Origin of the sequence: Brevundimonas sp. (assembly GCF_013912005.1) — a bacterium.
Classification (GTDB): domain Bacteria; phylum Pseudomonadota; class Alphaproteobacteria; order Caulobacterales; family Caulobacteraceae; genus Brevundimonas.
In genome coordinates this window covers 89590-111089 of the sequence record NZ_JACESB010000005.1, presented here as the reverse complement: position 1 = coordinate 111089, position 21500 = coordinate 89590, and the positions used below count along the sequence as shown (strand labels likewise).

Annotated in this window: 21 protein-coding genes; 12 read left to right on the top strand and 9 right to left on the bottom strand. The window is 72.1% G+C overall.

Translation table 11 applies throughout. The annotated features are described in order from the left end of the window. Positions 1-137 precede the first annotated feature (137 nt). Positions 138-362, bottom strand: coding sequence for a 50S ribosomal protein L31 (gene rpmE / locus H2038_RS05750; RefSeq protein WP_292110237.1), 225 nt, complete (start codon positions 360-362; stop codon positions 138-140). A 130-nt stretch (positions 363-492) separates the two neighbouring features. Here rpmE and H2038_RS05745 point away from each other — a divergent pair, with 130 nt between their 5' ends. Further along, positions 493-2343, top strand: a complete 1851-nt coding sequence (locus H2038_RS05745) for an ABC transporter transmembrane domain-containing protein (RefSeq protein ID WP_292110236.1) — start codon at positions 493-495, stop codon at positions 2341-2343. Positions 2344-2843: 500 nt separating this feature from the next. Then, complete coding sequence (locus H2038_RS05740) at positions 2844-3401, top strand: hypothetical protein (RefSeq protein WP_292110234.1); 558 nt, start codon at positions 2844-2846, stop codon at positions 3399-3401. Between the two features lie 164 nt (positions 3402-3565). Here the strand turns inward: H2038_RS05740 and H2038_RS05735 are convergent, their stop codons facing one another. After that, positions 3566-4132 (bottom strand): superoxide dismutase family protein, encoded by a 567-nt coding sequence (locus tag H2038_RS05735; protein ID WP_292110231.1) that lies wholly within the window; start codon positions 4130-4132, stop codon positions 3566-3568. Positions 4133-4258: 126 nt separating this feature from the next. On the opposite strand from H2038_RS05735, the gene gyrA reads away from it, so the two are divergent. From gyrA to H2038_RS05705, 6 genes are read left to right on the top strand one after another with little or no spacing between them, the layout of a single operon-like run. Then, the gene (gene gyrA / locus H2038_RS05730) at positions 4259-7024 is read left to right on the top strand and encodes a DNA gyrase subunit A (RefSeq protein WP_292110228.1); all 2766 of its coding nucleotides are present in this window, start codon (positions 4259-4261) and stop codon (positions 7022-7024) included. Between the two features lie 3 nt (positions 7025-7027). Continuing rightward, positions 7028-7828: an aminotransferase class IV gene (locus H2038_RS05725; RefSeq protein ID WP_292110226.1), complete on the top strand. Its 801-nt coding sequence runs from the start codon at positions 7028-7030 to the stop codon at positions 7826-7828. A 50-nt stretch (positions 7829-7878) separates the two neighbouring features. Beyond that, a complete protein-coding gene (gene coaD, locus H2038_RS05720; protein ID WP_292110224.1) occupies positions 7879-8361 on the top strand; it encodes a pantetheine-phosphate adenylyltransferase in 483 nt (160 codons plus the stop codon). Between the two features lie 2 nt (positions 8362-8363). Beyond that, positions 8364-9200, top strand: a complete 837-nt coding sequence (locus tag H2038_RS05715; protein ID WP_292110222.1) for a peptidylprolyl isomerase — start codon at positions 8364-8366, stop codon at positions 9198-9200. A 22-nt stretch (positions 9201-9222) separates the two neighbouring features. Then, positions 9223-10107, top strand: coding sequence for a peptidylprolyl isomerase (locus H2038_RS05710; protein ID WP_292110220.1), 885 nt, complete (start codon positions 9223-9225; stop codon positions 10105-10107). A 60-nt stretch (positions 10108-10167) separates the two neighbouring features. After that, positions 10168-10431, top strand: a complete 264-nt coding sequence (locus H2038_RS05705) for a hypothetical protein (RefSeq protein WP_292110218.1) — start codon at positions 10168-10170, stop codon at positions 10429-10431. Here the strand turns inward: H2038_RS05705 and H2038_RS05700 are convergent. After that, a complete protein-coding gene (locus tag H2038_RS05700; protein WP_292110216.1) occupies positions 10428-11555 on the bottom strand; it encodes a Ppx/GppA phosphatase family protein in 1128 nt (375 codons plus the stop codon). The genes H2038_RS05705 and H2038_RS05700 overlap by 4 nt on opposite strands. Positions 11556-11702: 147 nt before the next feature. Between H2038_RS05700 and hspQ the strand changes: the two genes are divergently transcribed. Beyond that, positions 11703-12020: a heat shock protein HspQ gene (gene hspQ, locus H2038_RS05695; RefSeq protein ID WP_292110213.1), complete on the top strand. Its 318-nt coding sequence runs from the start codon at positions 11703-11705 to the stop codon at positions 12018-12020. 69 nt (positions 12021-12089) lie between these two features. After that, positions 12090-12965 (top strand): phenylalanine 4-monooxygenase, encoded by an 876-nt coding sequence (phhA, locus tag H2038_RS05690; protein WP_292110210.1) that lies wholly within the window; start codon positions 12090-12092, stop codon positions 12963-12965. A 13-nt stretch (positions 12966-12978) separates the two neighbouring features. Here phhA and H2038_RS05685 read toward each other — a convergent pair whose 3' ends face one another. Next, entirely contained in the window at positions 12979-14223 is a 1245-nt protein-coding gene (locus tag H2038_RS05685) for an acyltransferase family protein (protein WP_292110207.1), read from the bottom strand. Between H2038_RS05685 and H2038_RS05680 the strand changes: the two genes are divergently transcribed. Beyond that, positions 14213-15193 (top strand): LytTR family DNA-binding domain-containing protein, encoded by a 981-nt coding sequence (locus tag H2038_RS05680; RefSeq protein WP_292110204.1) that lies wholly within the window; start codon positions 14213-14215, stop codon positions 15191-15193. The genes H2038_RS05685 and H2038_RS05680 overlap by 11 nt on opposite strands. A 5-nt stretch (positions 15194-15198) precedes the next feature. Here the strand turns inward: H2038_RS05680 and H2038_RS05675 are convergent, their stop codons facing one another. Genes H2038_RS05675 through H2038_RS05655 form a run of 5 tightly spaced genes read right to left on the bottom strand, consistent with a single transcriptional unit; the run spans position 15199 to position 20842 of the window. After that, positions 15199-15804: a DUF998 domain-containing protein gene (locus H2038_RS05675; protein ID WP_292110201.1), complete on the bottom strand. Its 606-nt coding sequence runs from the start codon at positions 15802-15804 to the stop codon at positions 15199-15201. A gap of 2 nt (positions 15805-15806) precedes the next feature. Continuing rightward, positions 15807-17147 carry an N-succinylarginine dihydrolase gene (gene astB / locus H2038_RS05670; protein WP_292110198.1) on the bottom strand — a complete coding sequence of 447 codons (1341 nt, stop codon included), beginning with the start codon at positions 17145-17147 and terminating at the stop codon, positions 15807-15809. After that, positions 17144-18562, bottom strand: a complete 1419-nt coding sequence (astD, locus tag H2038_RS05665) for a succinylglutamate-semialdehyde dehydrogenase (protein WP_292110403.1) — start codon at positions 18560-18562, stop codon at positions 17144-17146. The genes astB and astD overlap by 4 nt, the downstream gene beginning before the upstream one ends. Before the next feature lie 17 nt (positions 18563-18579). Next, a complete protein-coding gene (locus H2038_RS05660; RefSeq protein WP_292110195.1) occupies positions 18580-19587 on the bottom strand; it encodes an arginine N-succinyltransferase in 1008 nt (335 codons plus the stop codon). Between the two features lie 4 nt (positions 19588-19591). Continuing rightward, positions 19592-20842, bottom strand: coding sequence for a hydrolase (locus H2038_RS05655; RefSeq protein WP_292110193.1), 1251 nt, complete (start codon positions 20840-20842; stop codon positions 19592-19594). Positions 20843-20946: 104 nt separating this feature from the next. On the opposite strand from H2038_RS05655, the gene H2038_RS05650 reads away from it, so the two are divergent. Then, on the top strand, positions 20947-21471 hold the full coding sequence (locus tag H2038_RS05650; protein WP_292110190.1) for a hypothetical protein: 525 nt from the start codon (positions 20947-20949) through the stop codon (positions 21469-21471). Positions 21472-21500: the final 29 nt, after the last annotated feature.

The following is a 21500-nucleotide window of genomic DNA, read 5'->3' as shown; positions in this document are numbered from 1 at the left end:
CACCACGCCCACGCCCCGAAAATCCAACGCCGGGAATCTTATCGGCGTTCCTGGCAAACAGAAAGGCGCCGGTCCGGGGACCGACGCCTTTGTGATCGTCAAGCCGCAGAGGTGTGGCCCTGAAGCCAGCCCCCGGCCTACTTCTTGATGAAGCCGGCGAACTTGTTGTTGAAGCGCGAGACGCGGCCGCCGCGGTCCATCAGCTGCTGGTTGCCGCCGGTCCAGGCCGGGTGCGTCAGCGGATCGATGTCCAGGTTCAGCGTCGCGCCTTCCTTCTGGTAGGTCGAGCGGGTCTGGTACGTCGTGCCATCCGTCATCGTGACCGTGATGAAGTGATAGTCGGGGTGGATATCCGCCTTCATTGTCGTCGTTCCGTCTCTGCGCGGTGACGATGCCGACCGTCCATGCGCGAAAAATGAGAAACCCGCCGGGGGCGGCGGGAATGAGCGGCGGCGTTTACACCGGGGGGCTTTCCGGGGCAAGAGGCGCCCGATGACCGACCCTGCCGCCGCTCCCGCCTCTTCCGCCGACCTGCGGGGCCGCCCGGGCGCGGGCGCCCTGCTGGCCGAACAGATGGCCGAGGCGGGTCAGCGCCGGGAGAAGCGCCGCGACATCCGCCCGCTGGCGCGCCTGCTGCCCTACGCCCTGCGCCACAAGGGCCATCTGGCGATGGCCGGCTTCTGGCTGGTGATGTCCACGGCGGCGTCGCTGGGCCTGACAGCCGCCGCCCGCGGGGCGATCGATCACGGCTTCGCCGACGACGGCGCCGGACTGAACCTGTGGTTCCTGCTGCTCGGGGCCGTCGCCCTGTTCCTCGGCGTCGCCACGGCGGTGCGCTACTTCTACGTCACCAAGACCGGCGAGCGGGTGGTGGCGGACCTGCGCAAGGGCCTGTTCGACCGGGTGCTCAGCCTCGATCCGGCCTTCTACGCCCGCATGCGGACCGGGGAGGTCCTGTCGCGCCTGACGACCGACATCGCCCTGATCGAGACGCTCATGACGACCTCGATCTCCTACGCGGTGCGCAACTTCCTGACCCTGATCGGCGGGGTCATCCTGCTGTTCGTGGTCAGCCCGAAGCTCACCGGCCTGGTGCTGCTGATCGTGCCGCTGCTGCTGGGGCCGCTGTTCGTCTTCGGCCGCCGGGTGCGCAAGCTGACCGTCGCCACCCAGGATCGGTTCGCCAGCGCCGTCGGCTTCGCCGGCGAGAGCGTCGACGCCATCGAGACGGTGCAGGCCTTCGGCCGGGTGGCCAGCGCGGTCGGGCGGTTCGGCGAGGCGGTCGAGGCGGCCTTCGCCTCCTCGCTGGTGCGGATGCGCGCGCGGGCGCTGATGACCGCCATGATCATCGTGGTGATGTTCGGCGGCGTCACCCTGGTGCTGTGGCTGGGGGCCCAGGACGTGATCGCCGGGCGGATGAGCCCCGGCGCCCTGCTGCAGTTCGTGCTGCTGTCGGTCTTCGCCGCCGGCGCCGTCGGGGCCCTGGGCGAGAGCTGGGGCGACGTGCAGAAGGCCGCCGGGGCCATGGAGCGGATCGACGAGCTGATGCGCAGCCAGCCGGCCATCGCCGCGCCGGCGCAGCCGCTTCGCCTGCCGGAGCCGCCGGTGGGCGAGGTGTCCATGTCCGGCGTGCATTTCAGCTATCCCGGCCGGCCGGACCTGCCGGCGCTCAGGGGCTTCTCCCTGACCGTGCGTCCGGGCGAGACGGTGGCCCTCGTCGGACCCTCCGGGGCCGGCAAGAGCACGGTGTTCCGCCTGCTGCTGCGCTTCTACGACCCGCAGTCGGGGGTGGTGTCGGTGGACGGCGTCGACGTGCGGCAGGCGGACCCGGCGGAGGTGCGCAGCCGCTTCGCCTGGGTCTCCCAGGAGGCGCCGCTGTTCTCCGGCTCGGCCGAGGAGAACATCCGCTTCGGGCGGGAGGCCGCCACGGACGAGCAGGTCCGGGCCGCGGCCGAGGAGGCGCAGGCGCTGGGCTTCATCGAGGCGCTGCCGGAAGGCTTCGACACCCCGCTCGGCGAGCGCGGCAAGAGCCTGTCCGGCGGCCAGCGCCAGAGGCTGGCCATCGCGCGGGCGCTGGTGCGCGACGCGCCGATCCTGCTGCTGGACGAGGCGACCTCGGCGCTCGACGCCGAGAGCGAGCGGCTGGTGCAGGCCGCGCTGGACCAGGCGATGGAGACCCGCACCACCCTCGTCATCGCCCACCGCCTGGCGACGGTGCTGCGCGCCGACCGCATCGTGGTGCTGGAGGACGGCCGGGTGGCGGAGGAGGGGACCCACGCCAGCCTGCTGGCCGCCGGCGGCCTCTACGCCCGTCTGGCGCGGCTGCAGTTCCGCGACGACTGACCCTGTCCCACAAAATCGCGAAACCCTGTCATCCCGACACATTGGGGCGGCCGGTCCTCGGCGGAGCGACCCTTCGCGGCGATGTCAAAGACCCGTTCCGCACAGGGTAGGGCCGCGGTGCGTCAGGATCGGTCGCAGCGCTCCGCCGCCCGGCGGCGCGGGCGCTTCCGAAGCCGGGGCGGCCCTCCGGCGAGGTCTGACGGGTCCCCAGATTGTCCCGGGCGGCCGACGCTGTCGTCGTTCTGCAGGGCCCCGCCTCGTGACGGCGGGGTGCGCGGGATGACAGCGTCTGGCGCGATATGGCCGGGTTGGCGCGTCTCGGGAATCCACCCCTGGGACGGAGGGGGTGGCCGGCGATAGTCTGGATGGGAGGATTCATCGGGGCCGCCGGCGAGTCCGTGGTCGACCCGTTGCGGACGTTCGGCGGCGTCATTTGCCGACACCGGTTCCACCGATACACTCGCGATGGGCGAGAGGCCCGGAGGCGAGGATTGGAGACTATGGGCGACCACCCTAACGGGCCGCTGGTGGATGCGCTGATGTCATGCGGCATCAAGCCGGAAGACGTAAAGGTAGAGTGGGACGACCTCTGCCAAGAGGATGTCCTCACCTTTGCGGCGGCCAACATCCCAGACGCGGTGCTGGTTGATCTCGCCGACCTGTACCTGTCGTTTCCGAGCCGCTTCGTGTTCGCGTCGGAAGAACTCGACGACGCATTCCAACGCCTAGTTTCAGCGCACCCAAGAATGGTCGCGCTGCGAGATCAGGCACGCAGGCAGCAGCACGAATGGCTCGCGACGCGCGGCTTATCAGGCTTTCCGCCGTTTGACCCCGAAAACGAAAGCTTGGGCGAGTTTGCTGCGCGCGTCGAAATGGCCTGCGGCACCGAACGGGGCGACCTCCTTTCGGTGAATGGCAATGACGCCCTGTTGGTCAATCCGCCGGAACCCAGCAAACTCACGCCGGATCGCATCCAGACCTTGATTGCTTTGTTGCAGACGCGCGCTCCGAAACTGCCTTATTTTGTCACTGGAGAAGACGCGGGTGATGTCCGCTAACCACCCTCAGCGGTCCTTTCCGGCGACCGCTTTCGCGTTTCGCCCCCAGAGTTCAGCGCCGTCATCCTCGGTCCGGGCGCGAGGATGACGGGGAGGGGGCGGAGAGCAGGCGGCGCCGGCCGGCGGACACAGCCGCCGCCCGCCCCATGCGCCCGCGGGGCGCCCTAGCCTGCGGCCATCACCCCGCAGGCGACGCGGTCGCCGGCGCCGCCGATCGGCTGGGTGCGGTGGTCGTCGGCGTTGGCGTGGATGACGAGGGCGGAGCCGTCGGCGTCCCACAGCCACTGGCCCGGCCCCTCCGGGGCGATGCGGGCGCGGGTGGTGAACAGCTCGGCGCGGACCCGGCCCTGGGCGTCGGCGAAGACGTTGGGCAGGTCGCCGTCGTCCGGCCCCTCCGCATTCAGCAGGCCGTGCGGGGCCTTCGGCTCGGCGTGATTGATGTGGCCGCCGGCCGAGGTGAACGGGGCTTCGCACGCGCCGGTCGCGTGGATGTGGATGCCGTGCCAGCCCGGCGTCAGACCGTCGGCCTCCACCCGGATCAGCAGCCCGGTCGGACCCTGGGTCAGCACCGCCCGGCCGATGCGGGCGCCGGTCGCGTTGACCAGCGTCGCCTCGCCGAAGTCGCCCAGGCTGGCGCGCGGTTCGGCGTGGCTGGCAGGCATGGTCGCGCAGGCGCCCAGCGAGACGGCGGCGGATACGGCGGCGAGACCGGCGAGACGGGTGACGGCCATGGGTTGGAACTCCCTCTGTGGAGGGGGCGGAATGCGGCGGCGTCGCTTTGCCACCCAAGCCCCCGGATGCTAGAAAACCGGACAGCGGATCACGTTCCGATTCCGGCCATTTAAAGCCCGATTTCCTTGACCGACGACAGCTATACCAACGCCCTGCCGCCCTCGTCCGGCGCAGGCGGCGACATCGCCACCATCACCATCGAGGACGAGCTGCGGAGGTCGTACCTCGATTACGCGATGAGCGTCATCGTCAGCCGCGCCCTGCCGGACGCGCGCGACGGGCTGAAGCCCGTGCACCGTCGCATCCTGTACTCGATGCACGACCTGAAGATGACGCCGGACAAGTCGTATTCGAAGTGCGCGCGCGTGGTCGGCGACGTGCTGGGCCGCTTCCACCCGCACGGCGACGCCTCGGTCTACATGGCGCTGGTGCGCATGGCCCAGCCCTTCTCGATGGGGCTGATGCTGGTCGACGGCCAAGGCAATTTCGGCTCGGTCGACGGCGATATGCCGGCGTCGATGCGATACACCGAGTGCCGGATGGCGCCGGCGGCGACGGCCCTGCTGACGGACATCGACAAGGACACCGTCGATTTCCAGCCGAACTACGACGAGAAGGAGCTGGAGCCGGTCGTCCTGCCCAGCCGGATCCCGAACCTGCTGGTCAACGGGGCCGGGGGCATCGCCGTCGGCATGGCCACCAACATCCCGCCGCACAACCTCGGCGAGGTGATCGACGGCGCGGTGGCCCTGCTCGACAACCCTGACCTGCCCGAGGACGCCCTGCTGGAGCTGGTGCCGGGACCGGACTTCCCGACCGGCGGCGAGATCATGGGGCGCACCGGCGCCCGCAACGCCCTGCGCGACGGCCGCGGCTCGGTGATCGTGCGCGGCAAGGCGACGATCGAGACGATCCGCAAGGACCGCGAGGCGATCGTGGTCACCGAACTGCCGTACCAGGTGAACAAGCAGACCCTGATCGAGCGGATCGTCGAACTGGTCCGCGAGAAGAAGGTCGAGGGCATCGCCGACGTCCGCGACGAGTCGGACCGCGACGGCATGCGGATGGTGGTCGAGCTGAAGCGCGACGCCTCGGGCGACGTGGTGCTCAACCAGCTGTGGCGCTTCACCGCCCTGCAGAGCTCGTTCGGCGTCAACATGCTGGCGCTGAACCACGGGCGCCCGGAACAGATGGGCCTGCGCCAGCTGCTGGAGGCCTTCCTCGAGTTCCGGGAAGAGGTGGTCGTCCGCCGGACCAAGTACGAGCTGGCCAAGGCCCGCGACCGCGGCCACGTGCTGGTCGGCCTCGCCGTCGCCGTGGCCAACATCGACGAGGTGATCCACATCATCCGCTCCTCGGCCGACCCGACCGAGGCGCGCGAGCGGCTGCAGGCGCGGTCCTGGCCGGTCGGCGACATGATGGCCCTGATCGAGCTGATCGCGGATCCGCGCTCGGCCCTCGTCGACGGCGACAAGCTGAACCTGACCGACGAGCAGGCGCGCGCCATCCTCGCCCTGACCCTGAGCCGTCTGACCGGTCTCGGCCGCGACGACATCTTCGGCGAGGCGCGCAGCCTCGCCGACACCATCCAGTCGCACCTGACCCTGCTGTCCGACCGCGCCAACATCCTGGCGGTGATCCGCGAGGACCTGCTGGCGGTGAAGGCCGAGTTCGCCGTGCCGCGGCGGACGGTTATCGGCGAGGGCGACGCCGAGATGGAGGACGAGGACCTGATCCCGCGCGAGGACATGGTCGTCACCGTCACCCACGGCGGCTACGTCAAGCGCGTGGCGCTCAACGCCTACCGGACCCAGCACCGCGGCGGGAAGGGCCGCTCGGGCGTGGCGATGAAGGAGGACGACGCCGTCGTCGGCGTGTTCTCGGCCTCGACCCACACGCCGGTGCTGTTCTTCGCCACCAACGGCAAGGCCTACAAGCTGAAGACCTGGCGGCTGCCGCTGGGCAATCCGCAGTCGCGCGGCAAGGCTTTCGTCAACCTGCTGCCGATCGAGCCGGGCGACAGCATCATGAACGTCCTGCCCCTGCCGGAGAATGAGGCGGACTGGGCTGACTACGACATCATGTTCGCCACCCGCTCCGGCGACGTGCGGCGCAACAAGCTGAGCGACTTCGCCACCGTCAACCGGGCGGGCAAGATCGCCATGAAGCTCGAGGAGGGCGACCGCATGGTCGGCGTGGCCCTGTGCACCGCCGAGGACGACGTGATGCTGACCACGGCCCTGGGCCGGGCGATCCGCTTCAAGGCCGACGACGTGCGGGTGTTCAAGGGCCGGGACTCGACCGGCGTCCGCGGCGTGCGCCTGCAGGAGGGCGACGAGGTCATCTCCATGGCCGTGCTGGCGCGGGTCGACGCCACCCCCGACGAGCGCGCCGCCTACGTCAAGCACGCCAACGCCATGCGGCGGGCCGCCGGCGAGGGCGAGGACGAAACGGCCGCGCCCGAGGCCGAGGAGGAGGGCGTCGCTGACGCCGCCCTGTCGGTCGAGCGCATCGCCGAGCTGGGCGCGGCCGAGCAGTTCATCCTCACCGTCACCGAGACCGGCCTGGGCAAGCGCTCCTCGGCCTACGAGTTCCGCCGCACCGGCCGGGGCGGGCAGGGGCTGACCGCCCACGGCCTCGGCGGACGGGCCGGCGGCCGGCTGGCGGCGGCCTTCCCGGTCGAGGAGTCGGACGACCTGCTGCTGGTCACCTCGGGCGGCCAGATGATCCGCACCCCGGTGGACCAGATCCGCATCGTCGGCCGGGCCAGCCAGGGCGTCACCATCTTCCGCACCGCGGAAGGGGAGCGCGTCGTCTCCGTCGAGCGGCTGCCGGACAGCGGCGGCGATGCGGTGGAAGCGGTCGAGGCGCCCGGGGACGACGAGGCCTGAGGCGTGGACGCGGGCGACCTGCGCGTCGACGGCAGGCCGGCGACGCCGGACGACCTCGCCCGCATCGCCCTGGTCAACTACGGGGCCTACACCTCGTTTCGGGTGGAGGCGGGCGGCGTCCGCGGGCTCGACCTGCATCTGGCCCGGCTGGAGACGTCGGCGACGGAGCTGTTCGGCGAGCCGGCCGGCGAGGACCGGCTGCGCCGCCTGATGCGCGACGCGGTGGCGGGGCGGCCGGACTGCTGGCTGCGGGTCAGCCTGTTCGCGCCCGAGATCGGACCGCGCACACCGGACTGGCGGGGCGCGCCGCGGGTGCTGACGGCGGTGTTCCCGCCGCCGTCCCCGCTGTTCGCTTCGGTCCGGCTGCAGACGCAGGTCTACGCCCGCGAAGCGGCCGCGCTGAAGCACGCCGCCACCTTCGGGCTGATCCGGGCGCGACGGCTGGCGCGGGCGGCCGGGTTCGACGACGCCCTGTTCGTCGACGGCGCCGGGCGGGTCTCCGAAGGGAGCCTCTGGAACATCGGCTTCCTGCAGGGGGACCGGGTGGTCTGGCCAGCCGCGCCGATGCTGGCGGGGGTCGGACAGGCGCTGCTGCGCCGCGGCCTCTCCGCGGTCGGTCTGGAGGAGGAGACCAGGGAGGTCCGCCTCGCGGACCTGACCGCCTTCGACGGGGCCTTCATCTGCAACAGCGCCACTCCGGTCTGTCCGGTCGGCCTGGTCGACGGCCACGCCCTGGCCGTGCAGCCGGCCCTCATCGATCGCCTCCACGCCGCCTGGGCGTCCAACCCGCCGCAGCCGATCTAGGCCCGCCGGGTCCCGCCTGCTAAACCGCCGCGAGCGGCGGGGAGAACGCAATGCGCATCGGGCTTTATCCCGGCACCTTCGATCCCATCACCAACGGGCACCTGGACATCATCGGCCGGGCCGTGAAGCTGGTCGACCGGCTGGTCATCGGCGTCGCCCGCAACGACGACAAGGGACCGCTGTTCACCACCGACCAGCGGGTCGAGATGGTGCGCGCCGAGGTGGCCGGTTTCGGCCCCCAGGTGGAGGTGCGGCCGTTCTCCAGCCTGCTGATGCATTTCGCCGAGGAGCTGGACGCGACGGTGATCGTGCGCGGGCTCCGGGCCGTGGCGGACTTCGAGTACGAATTCCAGATGACGGCGATGAACCAGCGCCTCAATGCCGACATCGAGACGGTCTTCCTGATGGCCGACCCGCGGCATCAGGCGATCGCCTCGCGGCTGGTCAAGGAGATCGCCCGGCTGGGCGGCGACATCGAGAGTTTCGTCAGCCCGGCCGTGGCGGCCGCGGTGCGGGCGCGGGTGAGGACATGAGCATGCGGAGATGGATCGGGGCGGCGACGGCGGCCGGGCTGCTGGCGGCGACGCCGGCGGCGGCGCAGGCGTGGCGCGAGGTCGCGCCCGAGAACCTGCTGGTCATCGACACCTCGAAGGGGCGGATCGTCGCCGAGCTGGATCCGCGGGCGGCGCCGCAGGCGGTGACGCGGGTGCGCACCCTCGCCGACCAGGGCTTCTACGACGGGCTGAAATTCCACCGGGTGATCGCCGACTTCATGGCCCAGACCGGCGATCCGCTCGGCACCGGCGCCGGCGGCAGCGAGCTGCCGGACATCCCCGGCGAGTTCGGGTTCCGGCGCGGGCGGGCGGACGGCTTCGTGCGCGTGGGCGAGCCGGGCCCGAACGGCGTGCAGCGGGGCGTCATCGGCTCGATGGCGGTGGTCACCCAGCCCGACGCCCAGATGATGGTCACCGCGGACTTCAAGACCCCCGCCACGGCCCTGTTCTGCCCCGGGGTGCTGGGCATGGCGCGCAGCGGCGACCCGGACAGCGCCAACAGCCAGTTCTTCATCATGACCGGGCGCAACGAGACCCTGGACGGGGCCTATGCGCCGTTCGGCCGCGTGGTGGCCGGGCTGGACGTGGCCCGCGCGCTCAAGCGGGGCGCCGAGGCCGAGGACGGACGGGTCGCCGATCCGGATGTGATGACGCGCGTGCGCACGGCCGCCGCCCTGCCGCCGGGCGAGCGCCCGCGGGCGCGGGTGATGGCCACCGCCGATCCTGCCTTCGCCGCCTGGCTGGAGCAGCGGCGGACTGCAGCCGGGGGTCGGCTGGACGTCTGCGACGCCCGGCCGTCGGCCGAAATCATCGAGTGAGACGTCTTCCGGGGAGGGAAGGATGAAGCTGGCTCTTGCCGTCGCCGCCGCGGCGCTGATGACCGGACAGGCCGTCGCGCAGGAGGCGCCGCCGCCGCCCCCCGCGCCGACGCCGGCGACCACCATCGGCGAGACCGACTGGCGCGCCGTGCCGCCCGCCAACCTGCTGGTCATCGACACGACCAAGGGGCGCATCCTCGTCGAACTGATCCCCGAGGCGGCGCCGCAGCACGTCGAGCGCATCCGCCTGCTCGCCCGGGCCGGCTTCTATGACGGCCTCGCCTGGCACCGGGTGATCGACGCCTTCATGGCGCAGACCGGCGATCCGCTCGGCAATGGCGAGGGCCAGAGCTATCACCCTGACCTGCCGGCGGAGTTCACCTTCCGCCGCGACCCGGCGATGCCCTTCGCCGCCGCAGCGGAGCCCCAGGGCGCGCGGGTCGGCTTCCTGCATTCGCTGCCGGTCCAGACCCAGCCGGACGCCGTCTTCGCCCAGACCGCCGACGGCAAGGTGCACGGCTGGGGCCTCTATTGTCCCGGCGTGGCCGGCATGGCCCGGGACGAGGATCCGGACACCGCCAACAGCCAGTTCTTCATCATGCGCCAGGCCTATCCGGCGCTCGACAAGCGCTACACGGTCTGGGGCATGACCGTGGCCGGGCTGGACGTCGTCCGGGCCCTGCAGGTCGGGGACGGCGACAACGGCATGATGGCGCAGGCGACGCCGGATCGCATGACGCGGGTGCGGATCGCCGCCGACCTGCCGGCGGCGGAACGGCCGGCGGTGCAGGTCCTGTCCACCTCATCGGAGCGCTTCCGGGCGCTGGTGGAGGCCGCCCGCGCCGCCCGCGCCGCCGACTTCTCGGTCTGCGACGTCATGCTGCCGACCCAGGTGACCGGCGGCTGACGGCTTGCCCATGAAACGCGGGCCTGCAAGGCTGCGCCGTCAGTACCCTTGGAGGGCGAGATGAAGGTTGCAGCAAGCGCGCTCATTCCGATCGCGGCTCTCGCGGCCTCCGCCTGCGCCAGTCCCTCGCTCCGGACCGCGGAGCTGCCCTGCGCCGGGGTTCGCCAGACGGCGGAATGCATCGAGGCCCGCCGCCAGTCGGAGCTCGGCTTGACTCCCCGGTCGCACCAGATGACGGCCCGGGAACGCGGCGAACTGTCCAGCCAGCGGCTGGAGCGGGAGCTGGACTACGCCCGCAGTCGGCCCGGGGGAGTCCCGCGCTAGTCGTTTCGCGCGCCGCCCCGCCGGCGCCGGCGGCGGCCGGGGCGTCTGTCCTCGCGCATGCGGCGGAGCAGAAGGCCCTCGCGCAGGCCCCGGTCGGCGACGCGGACCCGCTCCGACGGCCAGGCGCGCTGCACCGCCGTCATGATCGCTGCCCCCGCCAGCACGAGGTCGGCCCGGTCGGGTCCGATGCAGGATTCCGCCGCCCGGCCCGCCGGGCCCAGCGCCTTGAGCCGGTCGGCGGCCGCGTCGCAGTCGGCGCGGCTCATCCACAGGCCGTCGACCAGGTTGCGCTGGTAGCGGCGCAGGCCGAGATGGATGCCCGCAAGACTGGTGATCGCCCCCGAGGTCCCGACCAGATGGCCGCGGCCGGCGGCGAACACCTCGCGCAGGGCCGGCTCGACCGGCGCGGCGGCGAGGGCGGCGGCCATGTCGTCGATCATCGCCTCGTACCAGGCCGCGTGGGCGGCGGGGTCGCCCGGCGGCGGCTCGGGGTGGCGCTCGGCCAGGGTGACCACGCCGATCGGCGCCGACATCCAGCCGCAGGAGGTGAAGTCCCGGCCGGCCCGGCGCAGCCAGCTCAGCTCGGTCGAGCCCCCGCCGACGTCCACGACCAGCACCGCCTCGGCGTCGGGATCGAACAGGTTGAGGCAGCCCTCGACCGACAGCCGCGCCTCCTCGGACGGATCGATGACCTTCAGGCGCAGGCCGGTGCCGGCGCGGACCCGCTCGATAAAGGCGGCGCCGTTGTCGGCCTGGCGGCAGGCCTGGGTGGCCACGGCCATCAGGCGGTCCGGTTCGACCCCGCGGCGGACGACCCGCTCGCTGCACAGCATCAGCGCCTCGTAGGCCCGCTCCATGGCGGCCTCGTCGAGGCGGCCGCTGCGCGACAGACCCTCGCCCAGCCGCACGATGCGGCTGAAGGAGTCGACGACCCTGAAGCCGTCGCGGGCCGGCCTGGCGATCAGCAGGCGGCAATTGTTGGTCCCAAGGTCGAGGGCGCCGTAGAGGGGCGCCTCCCGACCCGCCGCGCCGGATCCGTCGGCCGCGCCGCCGCGGGCGCGCTGTCCGTCGGGCCGGCGAGGCTGGGACCGTGGGCGGCGGGCGCCGCCGGCGGTCTCCGGCATCGGCCGAGCTTTCGAGGTGGGCGGTCCAGAGCGGCGCCCGTCTTCGACAGCCTAGACCGGGCGACGCCGGCGCGCCAAGCCGTGGCTGACGCGAAAATGAACGCCGTCCACGGACGAGGCTCAGACGACGGCGGGCAGGATGCCGGGATGATGATCCGATCCGTCCTCGCCCGCTTCGCCCTCGGCGACATGGTCCGCCACCGCGACGCCGCCTTCCGCGGCGTGGTCGTGGACGTGGACCCGCGCTTCGCCGGCCGCGAGGGCGAAACCGGCGACATCTCGCCGGAGCAGCCCTTCTACCAGGTGCTGGCGCTGGGGGCCGACGGCGGCTTCATCGCCTATGCGCCGGAGGACGCGCTGGAGCTCGACCCGCAGGTGAAGGCGCTGTCCCCGATGGACGAGCGGAGATACTTCAACGTCGACGCCCGCGGGCGCCACGCGCCGCGCGCCCACGCCATCCACTGAGCGGGTGGCGCGCTCCGTCCGACGGGCCTAGATTGCGGCCAAGGGCCGACAGAGCCGACGAGGAGCGCCATGTCCGATTTCGAACACGTCTTCGAGAGTCCGCCGGAAGGGGCGGCCGCCGACTGGACGATCCCGCAGGACTGGCGCGCCTACACCGAGGTCGAGCACCGCACCTGGGACACCCTCTACGCCCGGCAGATGAAGATCCTGCCGGGGCGGGCCGCCGACGTCTTCTTCAAGGGACTGGAGGCGCTGGACCTGAACACCGGCGGGATTCCCGACTTCGCCCTGATGAACCCGAAGCTGGAGGCCCTGACCGGCTGGACCGTGGTCTGCGTGCCGGGGCTGGTGCCGGACGAGGTGTTCTTCGACCACCTCGCCAATCGCCGCTTCCCCTCCGGGCAGTTCATCCGCAAGCCGGACCAGCTGGACTACCTGCAGGAGCCGGACATCTTCCACGACGTGTTCGGCCACGTCCCCATGCTGACCGATCCGGACTTCGCCGCCTACATGGAGGCCTACGGCAGGGGCGGCCAGCGGGCGGCCCGGCGCGGCATGCTGCCGAACCTGGCGCGGCTGTACTGGTACACGGTGGAGTTCGGCCTGATGCAGGACGCCGGCGGCCTGCGCATCTACGGCGCCGGCATCGTCTCCTCGGCCACCGAAAGCGTCTTCGCCCTGGAGGATCCCTCGCCGAACCGCCTGGGCTTCGACCTCGAGCGGGTGATGAAGACCCTGTACCGCATCGACGACTTCCAGCAGGTCTACTTCGTCATCGAGTCGCTGGAGCAGCTGAAGCGCGACACCCTGCAGGACTTCGGACCGATCTACGACCGGCTGGAGGGCGCCGAGACCATCCCGATCGACGCCATCCTGCCCACCGACCGCGTCTTCACCCGCGGCACCCAGGCCTACGCCGCCCGCGGCGGCCGGTTCGCGGCCTGAGCCCCGCCGTCGTTCACGCGGCCTGACTTGCGCTGGCGTGCGACCCGGCCGCGGGACGGGACGCCGGTCGGACCCCGAGGAGCAGGCCGAGCCAGCCGAGCCGGCGGGCCGCCTCATAGGCGAGGAAGCAGCCGGCGAAGGTGGCGGCGATCAGCAGCGTCGCCTCGGCGACCAGAGGCAGGCCCAAGGTCGCCAGGTGGTGGCCGACCACGACGATCAGCGTCTGGTGGACGATGTAGAAGGGGAAGACCCCGATCGTCAGGTAGCGCAGCACGGGGCCGCCGCGGTTGAGCCAGCGGGCGCCGAAGCCGAGAATGGCGACGATGAAGGCCCACTGGTCGACAGCGTAGACGAGCCGCATGGCCGTGCGCAGCGCCTCGGGCGGCACGGCGTCGTCTCCCCGGAAGGTCCAGGACCATGCCGCCCACGCCGCCCAGCTGACCACGGCGAGGCCCAGCGCCGGCCAGCGCGCCGCCATGAAGGCGCGGCGGGCGGGCTCGGAGCGGGCGATGAGGAAACCGAACAGGAAGGCGGCGAAGCTCAGGGCGTGATTGTACCAGTCGTCGACGAGGGCGTGGGTGATCTCGAACGCCGGCGCCAGGAACAGGCGGATGGCGCACAGCCAGACCAGCGGCCAGACGAGCAGGCCCCAGCCGCGGAAGATGCGGTCGGCGCCCGCCTGCAGGGCTCGCCGCGCCCCGGGGACGGCGAGGACGAGGGCGAGCAGCAGGCTGTAGACCAGCAGGTAGACCACGAACCACAGGTGGTTCCAGGTCGGGGTGATGAGGCAGCCGTCGGGCCCGCACCAGCCGCCCGAGGCGGTGGCGTAGCGCACCCAGAAGTCGGTCAGCCACGAATGCCCGGCGGGATCGGCGACGCCCTGGCCGCGCAGGTGCTCGAAGATCTCGTAGTAGCTCTGCGGCGGCACGATCACGAACATGGCGAACAGCAGCGCCGGCAGGAGGCGCAGGAGGCGCGAACCGGCGAGCGCGCCGGCCCCCTTGCCGCGCGCGGCGAAGCTGTCGGCGAGGAAGCGGGTGGCGCAGCCGGAGACGAGAAAGAGCAGGGTCAGACGCCACGGACTGGTGAGCTGCATCACCGGCTCGAGCCATGGCAGTTCATGGCCGCTCTTCACGTGCCAGTCCCACGGCACATAGAACATGCCGACATGGTAGAAGATCAGCAGCAGGAAGGCGCCGACGCGGATCCAGTCGAGATCGTAGCGGCGGCCAGGCGGGACGGGGGCGATGTCGGACACGGCCGGACTCCATGAGGACGAGGACCGGGCCACGCTGGCGAAGCGGGGCGCGGGGCGGCAAGCGCCCGGGGACGTGCGGGCGGCTGGCCGGGACATTCGCCGGGGCCGCGGGACGAACGGCGACGAACGCGGGGCGAGCGGCCGGCGATGGTGGTCGGACGCCCTGCGCCGGGCGGACCCTCGCGACCTGCGCTCAGGCTACCTGATCGTCGCCCCCGTGGCCCTGGTGGTGGTGGTCGTGAACGCCCTCAGCAACCTGGCGGACCTTCCGCAGGTCGCGTTCTGGGAGCCATGGGTGTGGGAAGGCACGAGCGCCGCGGCGATCGTCGGGCTGGCCCTGTGGCTTCCCTGGCTGGCGACGGCGGCCGCCTCGCCCGAGGAGATCGTGGCCGAAGGCTGGCGGCCCAAACTGCGGTTCGCCGCCGTTCATGCGGTCGCCCTGCTGGCCTACTCCGGGCTGCACGTCGCCGGCCTCGTGTGGCTGCGCAAGCTGGCCTACGCGGCGATGGAGGCCGAGCCGTACGTGTTCGGCGATCGCTTCGTCTACGAACTGCGCAAGGACCTGATCAGCTACGCCGTGTTCGCCGGCCTGTTCTGGCTGGTCGGCGTCCTGCGCCGGCGGCGGGAAGAGCCGGTGCGGCCGGTGAGCTTCGACATCCGCGACGGCGGGCGGATCATCCGCGCGCCGCTCTCGCAGATCGTCGCCGTGTCCTCGGCGGGCAACTACGTCGAATTCTGGCTGGCGGACGGGCGGCGGCCGCTGATGCGGGCGACCCTCGCGGCGATCGAGGTGGAGCTGGAGCGCTTCGGCTTCGTGCGCGCGCACCGCTCGTGGCTGGTCAATGCGGGGGCGGTCACCGGGCTGCGGCCCGACGGCTCGGGCGACTGGACGGTCGAGCTTGGGGCGCTCGAGGCGCCCGTCTCGCGCCGCTATCCGCAAGCGCTGGAGCGGCTTCGCGCCGCAGGCTGAGAGTCTTAGCCGGTCGGGCTGCGGCGGATCTCGAAGGCGACGGCGAGGGTCCAGACGGCGAAAGCCAGTTCGAGGCCGCGCTGGGCGAGGCCGAACAGTTCGAAGCCGGGATGGAGGATCCAGACCAGCATCACCGCGGGCATGCCGCAGAGCAGGGCCAGGCCCGACAACCGGCGGCGGCCGGGGTCGCTGCGCCAGGCCATGGCCACGAGCAGGACGCCGGCCACGCCGCACAGGTAGCCGAGGCCGCCCAGCACGTCGTGGAGCACGGCCGACAGGCTCGGGTCCTGCAGCGAACAGCCGGCGTCGCAGGGGAAGACCCCGCCGGCCAGCAGGCCGAGCCCGTTCAGGGCGCTGAGTGCGAAACCGGCGGCGGCGAGCCGCGAGCCGGGCAGCAGGCGGATGCACAGCAGCCAGAAGACGGCCTGCAGCCCCCCGGAGACGATGAAGGCGGCGCTGACGGCCGGCCCCGTGGCGGCGCCGGTCGCGCCCAGCTCGCTGAGGTACTGGCGGGCGTGATCGTAGCCGGGCGTGGCGAGGCCGCCGGCCACCGCCGCGCCCAGCAGGACGAGCAGGCCGAGCACGGCGCAGGCGAAGGCGAGGCGGCGCACGCTCAGGTCCGCTGGAACGGATAGAAGCCGCCGCCGAGGCCGAGGATGTCGGTCAGGGCGTCGAGCGCGCCGCGGCTCTCGTCGAGCAGGGCGGGGTCGGCGAGGTCGGCGGGGCTGAGCGTGTCGCGGTACCAGGCCGCGGCCCAGATCGACAGGCGGGCGTGCAGCTCGTCGGTCATGCGCATGGCGGGGTTGGTGGCGGCCAGCTCCTCTTCGGTCAGGGCGACGCGCAGGCGCAGGCAGGCCGGGCCGCCGCCGTTGCGCATCGACTGGCGCACGTCGACGTATTCGACCCGGCCGATCGGCCCGTTGGAGGCGGCCAGCCCCTCGGCCACGGCGTGGGCGTTGAGGTTGTCGCGCGTCTCGGTGGGGCAGATCAGGGTCAGGCGGTCCTCGCCCGGGATCTGCACCAGCATGGAGTTGAACAGATAGCTGGCGATGGCGTCGGACAGCGGCAGGTCGGCCGAGGCGACCTCGACGAAGACCGGATCGAAGCGGCCGTCCGCGGCCCGGCGGATGGCCTCCAGCGTTCCCGCCGTGTCCTCGAAGGCGAGGTCGTGGAAGAACAGGGTCCGCAGGGAGCCGACGCAGACCACGTCGTTGTGGAAGGTCCCGCCGGCGATGGCCGCCTTCGACTGGCGGGCGAGGACCACGCCCGAGGCGCCGTGGCGGCGGGCGATCGCCGCGGAGGCCTCGCGGGTCTGGCGGGCGGGGAAGGGATCGTCCCAGGCCTCGAAGGCCTCGCGGCCCCAGACCAGCAGATTGACGCCCGGCGCGCCGTGGTCGGCGCACAGGCGGACGTGATTGGCCGCGCCCTCGTCGGCGAGGTGGCCGACGGCGGGCAGGGCGTCGTGGACGGCGAAGCGGGCCGGGTCGGGGAAGAGGGCGTCCAGCGCCCGCTTCGTCTGCGGCGCCTCAAGCGAGCGGTGCAGGTTGGTGACGAGGTTGGCGGGGGTGAAGTGGACCCGGCCGTCGGCGGCGTCGGCGGACGGCGTGACCGTGGCGGCGTTCGCGGCCCACATCGGCGAGGCGGAGCAGGCGGCGGCGGCGAAGGTCGGGGCCGACGTCCAGGCGGCGGCCAGCACCTCCCCGTCCGAGCCCGTGAAGCCGAGGCTGCGCAGGAACGGAATGTGCGGCCGCTCGTGCGGCGGCAGGACGAACTGGGGCAGGCCGAGGTCGGCCAGCCGCTTCATCTTGTCCAGCCCCTGCAGCACGGCGGCGCGCGGGTTCGACGCCTCGCCGGCGTTGAGGCTGGAGGCGAGGTTGCCGGGCGACAGGCCGGCGTAGGAGTGGGTCGGCCCGATCAGGCCGTCGGCGTTGGCTTCGACAGCCGTCGAGGTCACGCTCTCAACCCCTTGATCTCGCTCTCGATGTTCTTGACCGCGCCGGCCTCGAAACTGGCCACGGGATAGGCGCAGTAGTCGGCCGCATAATAGGCCGAGGGGCGGTGATTGCCGCTGGCGCCGAGGCCGCCGAAGGGCATGTCGCCGGCGGCGCCGGTGGTCGGGCGGTTGAAGTTGACCACGCCCGCCCGGATGCGGCGGATGAAGCGCTCCCAGTTCGCGGGGTCGTCGCTGACCAGACCGGCGGACAGGCCGTAGCGGGTGGCGTTGGCCTCGGCGACGGCGGCGTCGAAGCTGGCCACGCGGCGGACCTGGAGGAAGGGGGCGAAGATCTCCTCGTCGGGGACGTCGACGCCGGTGACGTCGATGATGGCCGGCCTGACGAAGGCGCCCGGCAGGTCGCCGACGGGGCCGGAGGCGCGGATCACCCGGGCGCCGGCGTCGATGCGCTCCTGCAGGGCCTTCAGCGCCGCCTCGGCGGCCCGCTGCGAGATCAGCGGCCCGGCGTAGGGCTCGGGGTCGTCGTTCCAGCGGCCGAAGACGAGCCGGTCCGACAGGGCGGCCACGGCCTCGACGACGGCGTCGCCCGCCGCGCCTTCGGGCACGACCAGGCGGCGGGCGCAGGAGCAGCGCTGGCCGGTGGTGATGAAGGCCGACTGGACCACGATGCCGGCGACGGCCTCGGCGTCGGCGGCGTCCCAGACGACCAGCGGATTGTTGCCGCCCAGCTCCAGCGCGAGGATGACGTGGGGATCGTCGGCGAACTTGCGGCGGAAGTGGGCGCCGGCGGCCCCCGAGCCGGTGAACATCAGGGCGTCGATGCCGGCGTCCAGCAGCGCCGCGCCGGTCTCGCGACCGCCCTGGACGACGTTGACCACGCCCTCCGGCAGATCGGCGGCGGCGAAGGCCTCGGCCATCAGCTGGCCGACCAGCGGGGTCTCTTCCGACGGCTTGAACACGACCGTGTCGCCAGCCAGCAGGGCGGGGACGATGTGGCCGTTGGGCAGGTGGCCGGGGAAGTTGAACGGGCCGAGCACGGCGGCGACGCCGTGCGGGCGGTGGCGCAGGATGGCGCGGCCGAAGCCGGTCTCCGCGCTGCGTTCGCCGGTGCGCTCGTCATAGGCGCGGATCGAGATGTCGACCTTGCCCTGCATGGCGGCCAGCTCGGCCTTTGACTCCCAGAGCGCCTTGCCCGTCTCGCGGCTGATCGCCTCGGCGATCTGCGGCGCCCGGTCCTTCAGCACCGCCTGGTAGCGTTTGACCGCGTCGATGCGGTCCTGACGCGGGCGGTCGGCCCAGTCGGGGAAGGCGGCGCGGGCGCGGTCGACGGCGGCCTGGACCGCGGCGGGCGCGGCGGCCTCGCCCTGCCAGTTGATGTCGCCGGTGGCGGGGTCGGTGGAGTGGAAGGGGGTCATGGTCATCAGATGGGGGCTCAGGTCTTCACCCGCACGACTTCGCCGGCCTTCACCCTGAGGGCGTCGGCGGTGTCGCGGGCGATGGTCACCGTGTCGCCCTCGACGAGGGCGCGCTGGCGAACGGCGCGGAAGTCGCGCACGTGGTCGGTGGAGATCAGGGCCGGCAGCTCGGACTCGACCTCGTCGGCGAGGACGACGGTCAGCCGGCGGGCGTCCCGAACGGTGCGGATGTTGTCGCGGTCGCAGCAGACGGTGGGGCCGGCGTCGAAGATGTCGACGAGGCCGTTGGGGCGGAATCCCTCCGACTCCAGCAGGGCCATCGCCGGCACGCCCTGCGGGTGGACCTTGCCGATCACGGCCCGCGCGGGCTCGGGCAGCAGTTCGATGTAGATCGGGTGGCGGGGGGCGAGGTCGAGGATGAACTGCTTGTCGGTCGACCCCGTCATCCGGTCGGCTTCCTCGAACTCCATCGGAAAGAACTTGTGCGCCACGTGATCCCAGAAGGGGCAGGCGCCGTCGGGGGTGAAGACCCCGCGCAGCTCGGCCAGCACGGACTCGGCGAACAGCTGCGGCTCGGCGCCGATCAGCATGTACCGCGACTGTGACAGCAGACGCCCGGCGCCGCCCTTGCGCCGGTCCGCCTTGAGGAACAGCGAGCCCACCTCGGTCCAGCCCGTGCACTCGTTCACCAGCACCAGGGTCTTCTGGTCGAGCCGGATGCCGAGCGAAGGGCAGGACTGGGTGGTGTTGACGACCCGGAAGGAGAAGAAGGGCCGCTTGAGGCCGACGGCCGCCTTGACCGAGCCGACGCCGTCGACGTCGCCGGTGTCCGACTCCTCCAGCATCAGGGTGTACCAGCGGGCCTGCGGATCGATCGCCCCGGCGAAGCTGTCGCGGCTGAGGTCGAGGCGTTCGGCGAGCTGGTCCGGGTCCTCAGGCAGGCTGGTGAAGCCGGGGCCGGACAGGATGGCCAGCTCCAGCAGGTAATCGAGGTCGGACGGACCGGCGGGGCGGACGACGAGCATGCGGTTACGCGGTCTCCAGGCGGAGCTGTTTGAGTTTGAGGGCGTCGATCTCGCCCGAGGCGACCTTGCACAGGATCAGGGCGGAGAGCTGCGCCCGTTCCACGAAGCTGGCCGGCCAGGCGAACTCCTGGTCGGAGTGGATGTCCCCGCCGACCACGCCGAGGGTGTCGATGTTGGGCAGGCCGGCGGCGTGCAGGTTGTTGCCCTCGCAGACGCCGCCGGAGGGCTTCCAGGCGATCGACTGGCCGAGCAGGGCGCCCGCCTCGCGCACGGCCTCGAACAGGGCGGTCTGACTGGCGTCCATCGGCTTGGGCGGCCGGGTCATGCCGCCGTGGAGCGCCAGGGTCAGGCCGGGGAAGGGGGGCTCGCCGGCCAGCGCCCGCACCTGGTCCTCGATCCACGCCGCGGCGGCGGCGTCGGGGACGCGGACGTTGAAGCGGACCACGGCGTTGTCGGCGACGACGTTCAGCGGCCCGCCGCCGGAGATCTTCGCCACATTGACCGTCACGCCCTCGCGCAGGCCGTTGAGGGCGTGCAGGCGGGCGGCCAGGACGGCGGCGCCGGCGACGGCGTTGGCGCCCTCGTGGAAGGCGCGGCCGGCGTGGGCGGCCTTGCCGGTCACCACCAGATGGTAGTTGCCGCTGCCCTTGCGCGCGCCGGCCAGCGTGCCGTCGGGCAGCGACGGCTCGTAGGTCAGGCCGAGGTGGCCGCGGGCGCCCAGCTCGGCCAGCAGGGGGGCGGAGGCGGGCGAGCCGATCTCCTCGTCGGGGCTGAGCAGGACGGTCCAGCCGACGCGCTCCCGCTCGGGGTGGAGTTCGAACGCCTCAAGGGCGGCGAGCAGGACGCTGATGCCGCCCTTCATGTCGGCGATGCCGGGGCCGTTGAGGGCTCCGTCCGGCCGCGTGGTCACGCTCTGGAAGGCGCTCCCGGCGGGGAAGACGGTGTCGTAGTGGCCGGTCAGGACGACCTGGACCGGGGCGTCGGGCCGGGCGGTGATGCGCAGGGCGTCGGCGTGGGCCTCGGCCCGCACCGAGCCGTCGTCGGCGACGGTGGTGGAGCCGGCGGTCGGCACGCGCACGACCTCGGCGGGCAGGCGGCGGGCCTCGGCCTCGAGCAGGTGCAGCACGGCGTCGAGGCCGGCGGCGTTGCGGCTGCCGGAGTTGACGTTCGCCCACTCAACGGCGCGCGCCACGATGGCCGGTCCGCGCGCTGCGACGTGGTCGAGCACGGTCTGGTCGGGAGGCAGAATCCGCATGCGGGCGGACCCTAGCCGTCCCGACCCGAAAGGTGAAGGCGAAGCGGCTTTCGACTCGGGCGGGGCAGGGCTAGGGTGAGCCTTCGATCGAGGGAGGCATTCCAATGACTGACTGGGCCAAGGCGATGAATCCGACATCGCCGCTCGACACTGAAGAAGCCGCCCTGGCGGCCGCCAAGGTAAGCGCCATCGGCATGCTGATCGGCGCGCTGCACCAAGGGGTCGGCGTCTGGTACTCGACCACGCCTGCGGCACAGGAAGCCGCCGCGCGAATGATCGAACAATTCACCGGGCAGGCGCCTGATCCGGCCGCACTCGCCCAGCAGGGACAGTTCGGCCTGATGCTTGGCGTCGGATTGACGTTGTTGCAGCTGATCCTGGCGGCCGTTCAATGGCGGAAGCCGAACAAGGTGCTGCCCATCCTGTTCCTCATTCTGGTGGTTTGGGGCCTTGGCGGCGGGGTGCTGGCGCTTCTCGTTCCCGCAATGGCCGCCGCGCAGCCGATGTGGCTCACGTTTTTTACGATCGTGACCATGTTGATCGCCGGACTTATGCACATCGCGGGCATTCGTGGCTCCAGCGCGTTGGATCGCATCCGGATGGACGCGGCTAACACCTACCAGGACTGAAGCAGCCGTTCAGGCCGATATGGTGGGCC

Coding starts and splice junctions, on each gene's coding strand:
- hspQ (WP_292110213.1), top strand. CDS start 11,703: ATGATGATCCGATCCGTCCTCGCCCGCTTCGCCCTCGGCGACATGGTC.
- H2038_RS05650 (WP_292110190.1), top strand. CDS start 20,947: ATGACTGACTGGGCCAAGGCGATGAATCCGACATCGCCGCTCGACACT.
- coaD (WP_292110224.1), top strand. CDS start 7,879: ATGCGCATCGGGCTTTATCCCGGCACCTTCGATCCCATCACCAACGGG.
- H2038_RS05715 (WP_292110222.1), top strand. CDS start 8,364: ATGCGGAGATGGATCGGGGCGGCGACGGCGGCCGGGCTGCTGGCGGCG.
- astD (WP_292110403.1), bottom strand. CDS start 18,562: ATGACCCCCTTCCACTCCACCGACCCCGCCACCGGCGACATCAACTGG.
- H2038_RS05705 (WP_292110218.1), top strand. CDS start 10,168: ATGAAGGTTGCAGCAAGCGCGCTCATTCCGATCGCGGCTCTCGCGGCC.
- H2038_RS05655 (WP_292110193.1), bottom strand. CDS start 20,842: ATGCGGATTCTGCCTCCCGACCAGACCGTGCTCGACCACGTCGCAGCG.
- phhA (WP_292110210.1), top strand. CDS start 12,090: ATGTCCGATTTCGAACACGTCTTCGAGAGTCCGCCGGAAGGGGCGGCC.
- H2038_RS05700 (WP_292110216.1), bottom strand. CDS start 11,555: ATGCCGGAGACCGCCGGCGGCGCCCGCCGCCCACGGTCCCAGCCTCGC.
- H2038_RS05660 (WP_292110195.1), bottom strand. CDS start 19,587: ATGCTCGTCGTCCGCCCCGCCGGTCCGTCCGACCTCGATTACCTGCTG.
- H2038_RS05710 (WP_292110220.1), top strand. CDS start 9,223: ATGAAGCTGGCTCTTGCCGTCGCCGCCGCGGCGCTGATGACCGGACAG.
- H2038_RS05735 (WP_292110231.1), bottom strand. CDS start 4,132: ATGGCCGTCACCCGTCTCGCCGGTCTCGCCGCCGTATCCGCCGCCGTC.
- H2038_RS05740 (WP_292110234.1), top strand. CDS start 2,844: ATGGGCGACCACCCTAACGGGCCGCTGGTGGATGCGCTGATGTCATGC.
- H2038_RS05680 (WP_292110204.1), top strand. CDS start 14,213: ATGTCGGACACGGCCGGACTCCATGAGGACGAGGACCGGGCCACGCTG.
- H2038_RS05745 (WP_292110236.1), top strand. CDS start 493: ATGACCGACCCTGCCGCCGCTCCCGCCTCTTCCGCCGACCTGCGGGGC.
- rpmE (WP_292110237.1), bottom strand. CDS start 362: ATGAAGGCGGATATCCACCCCGACTATCACTTCATCACGGTCACGATG.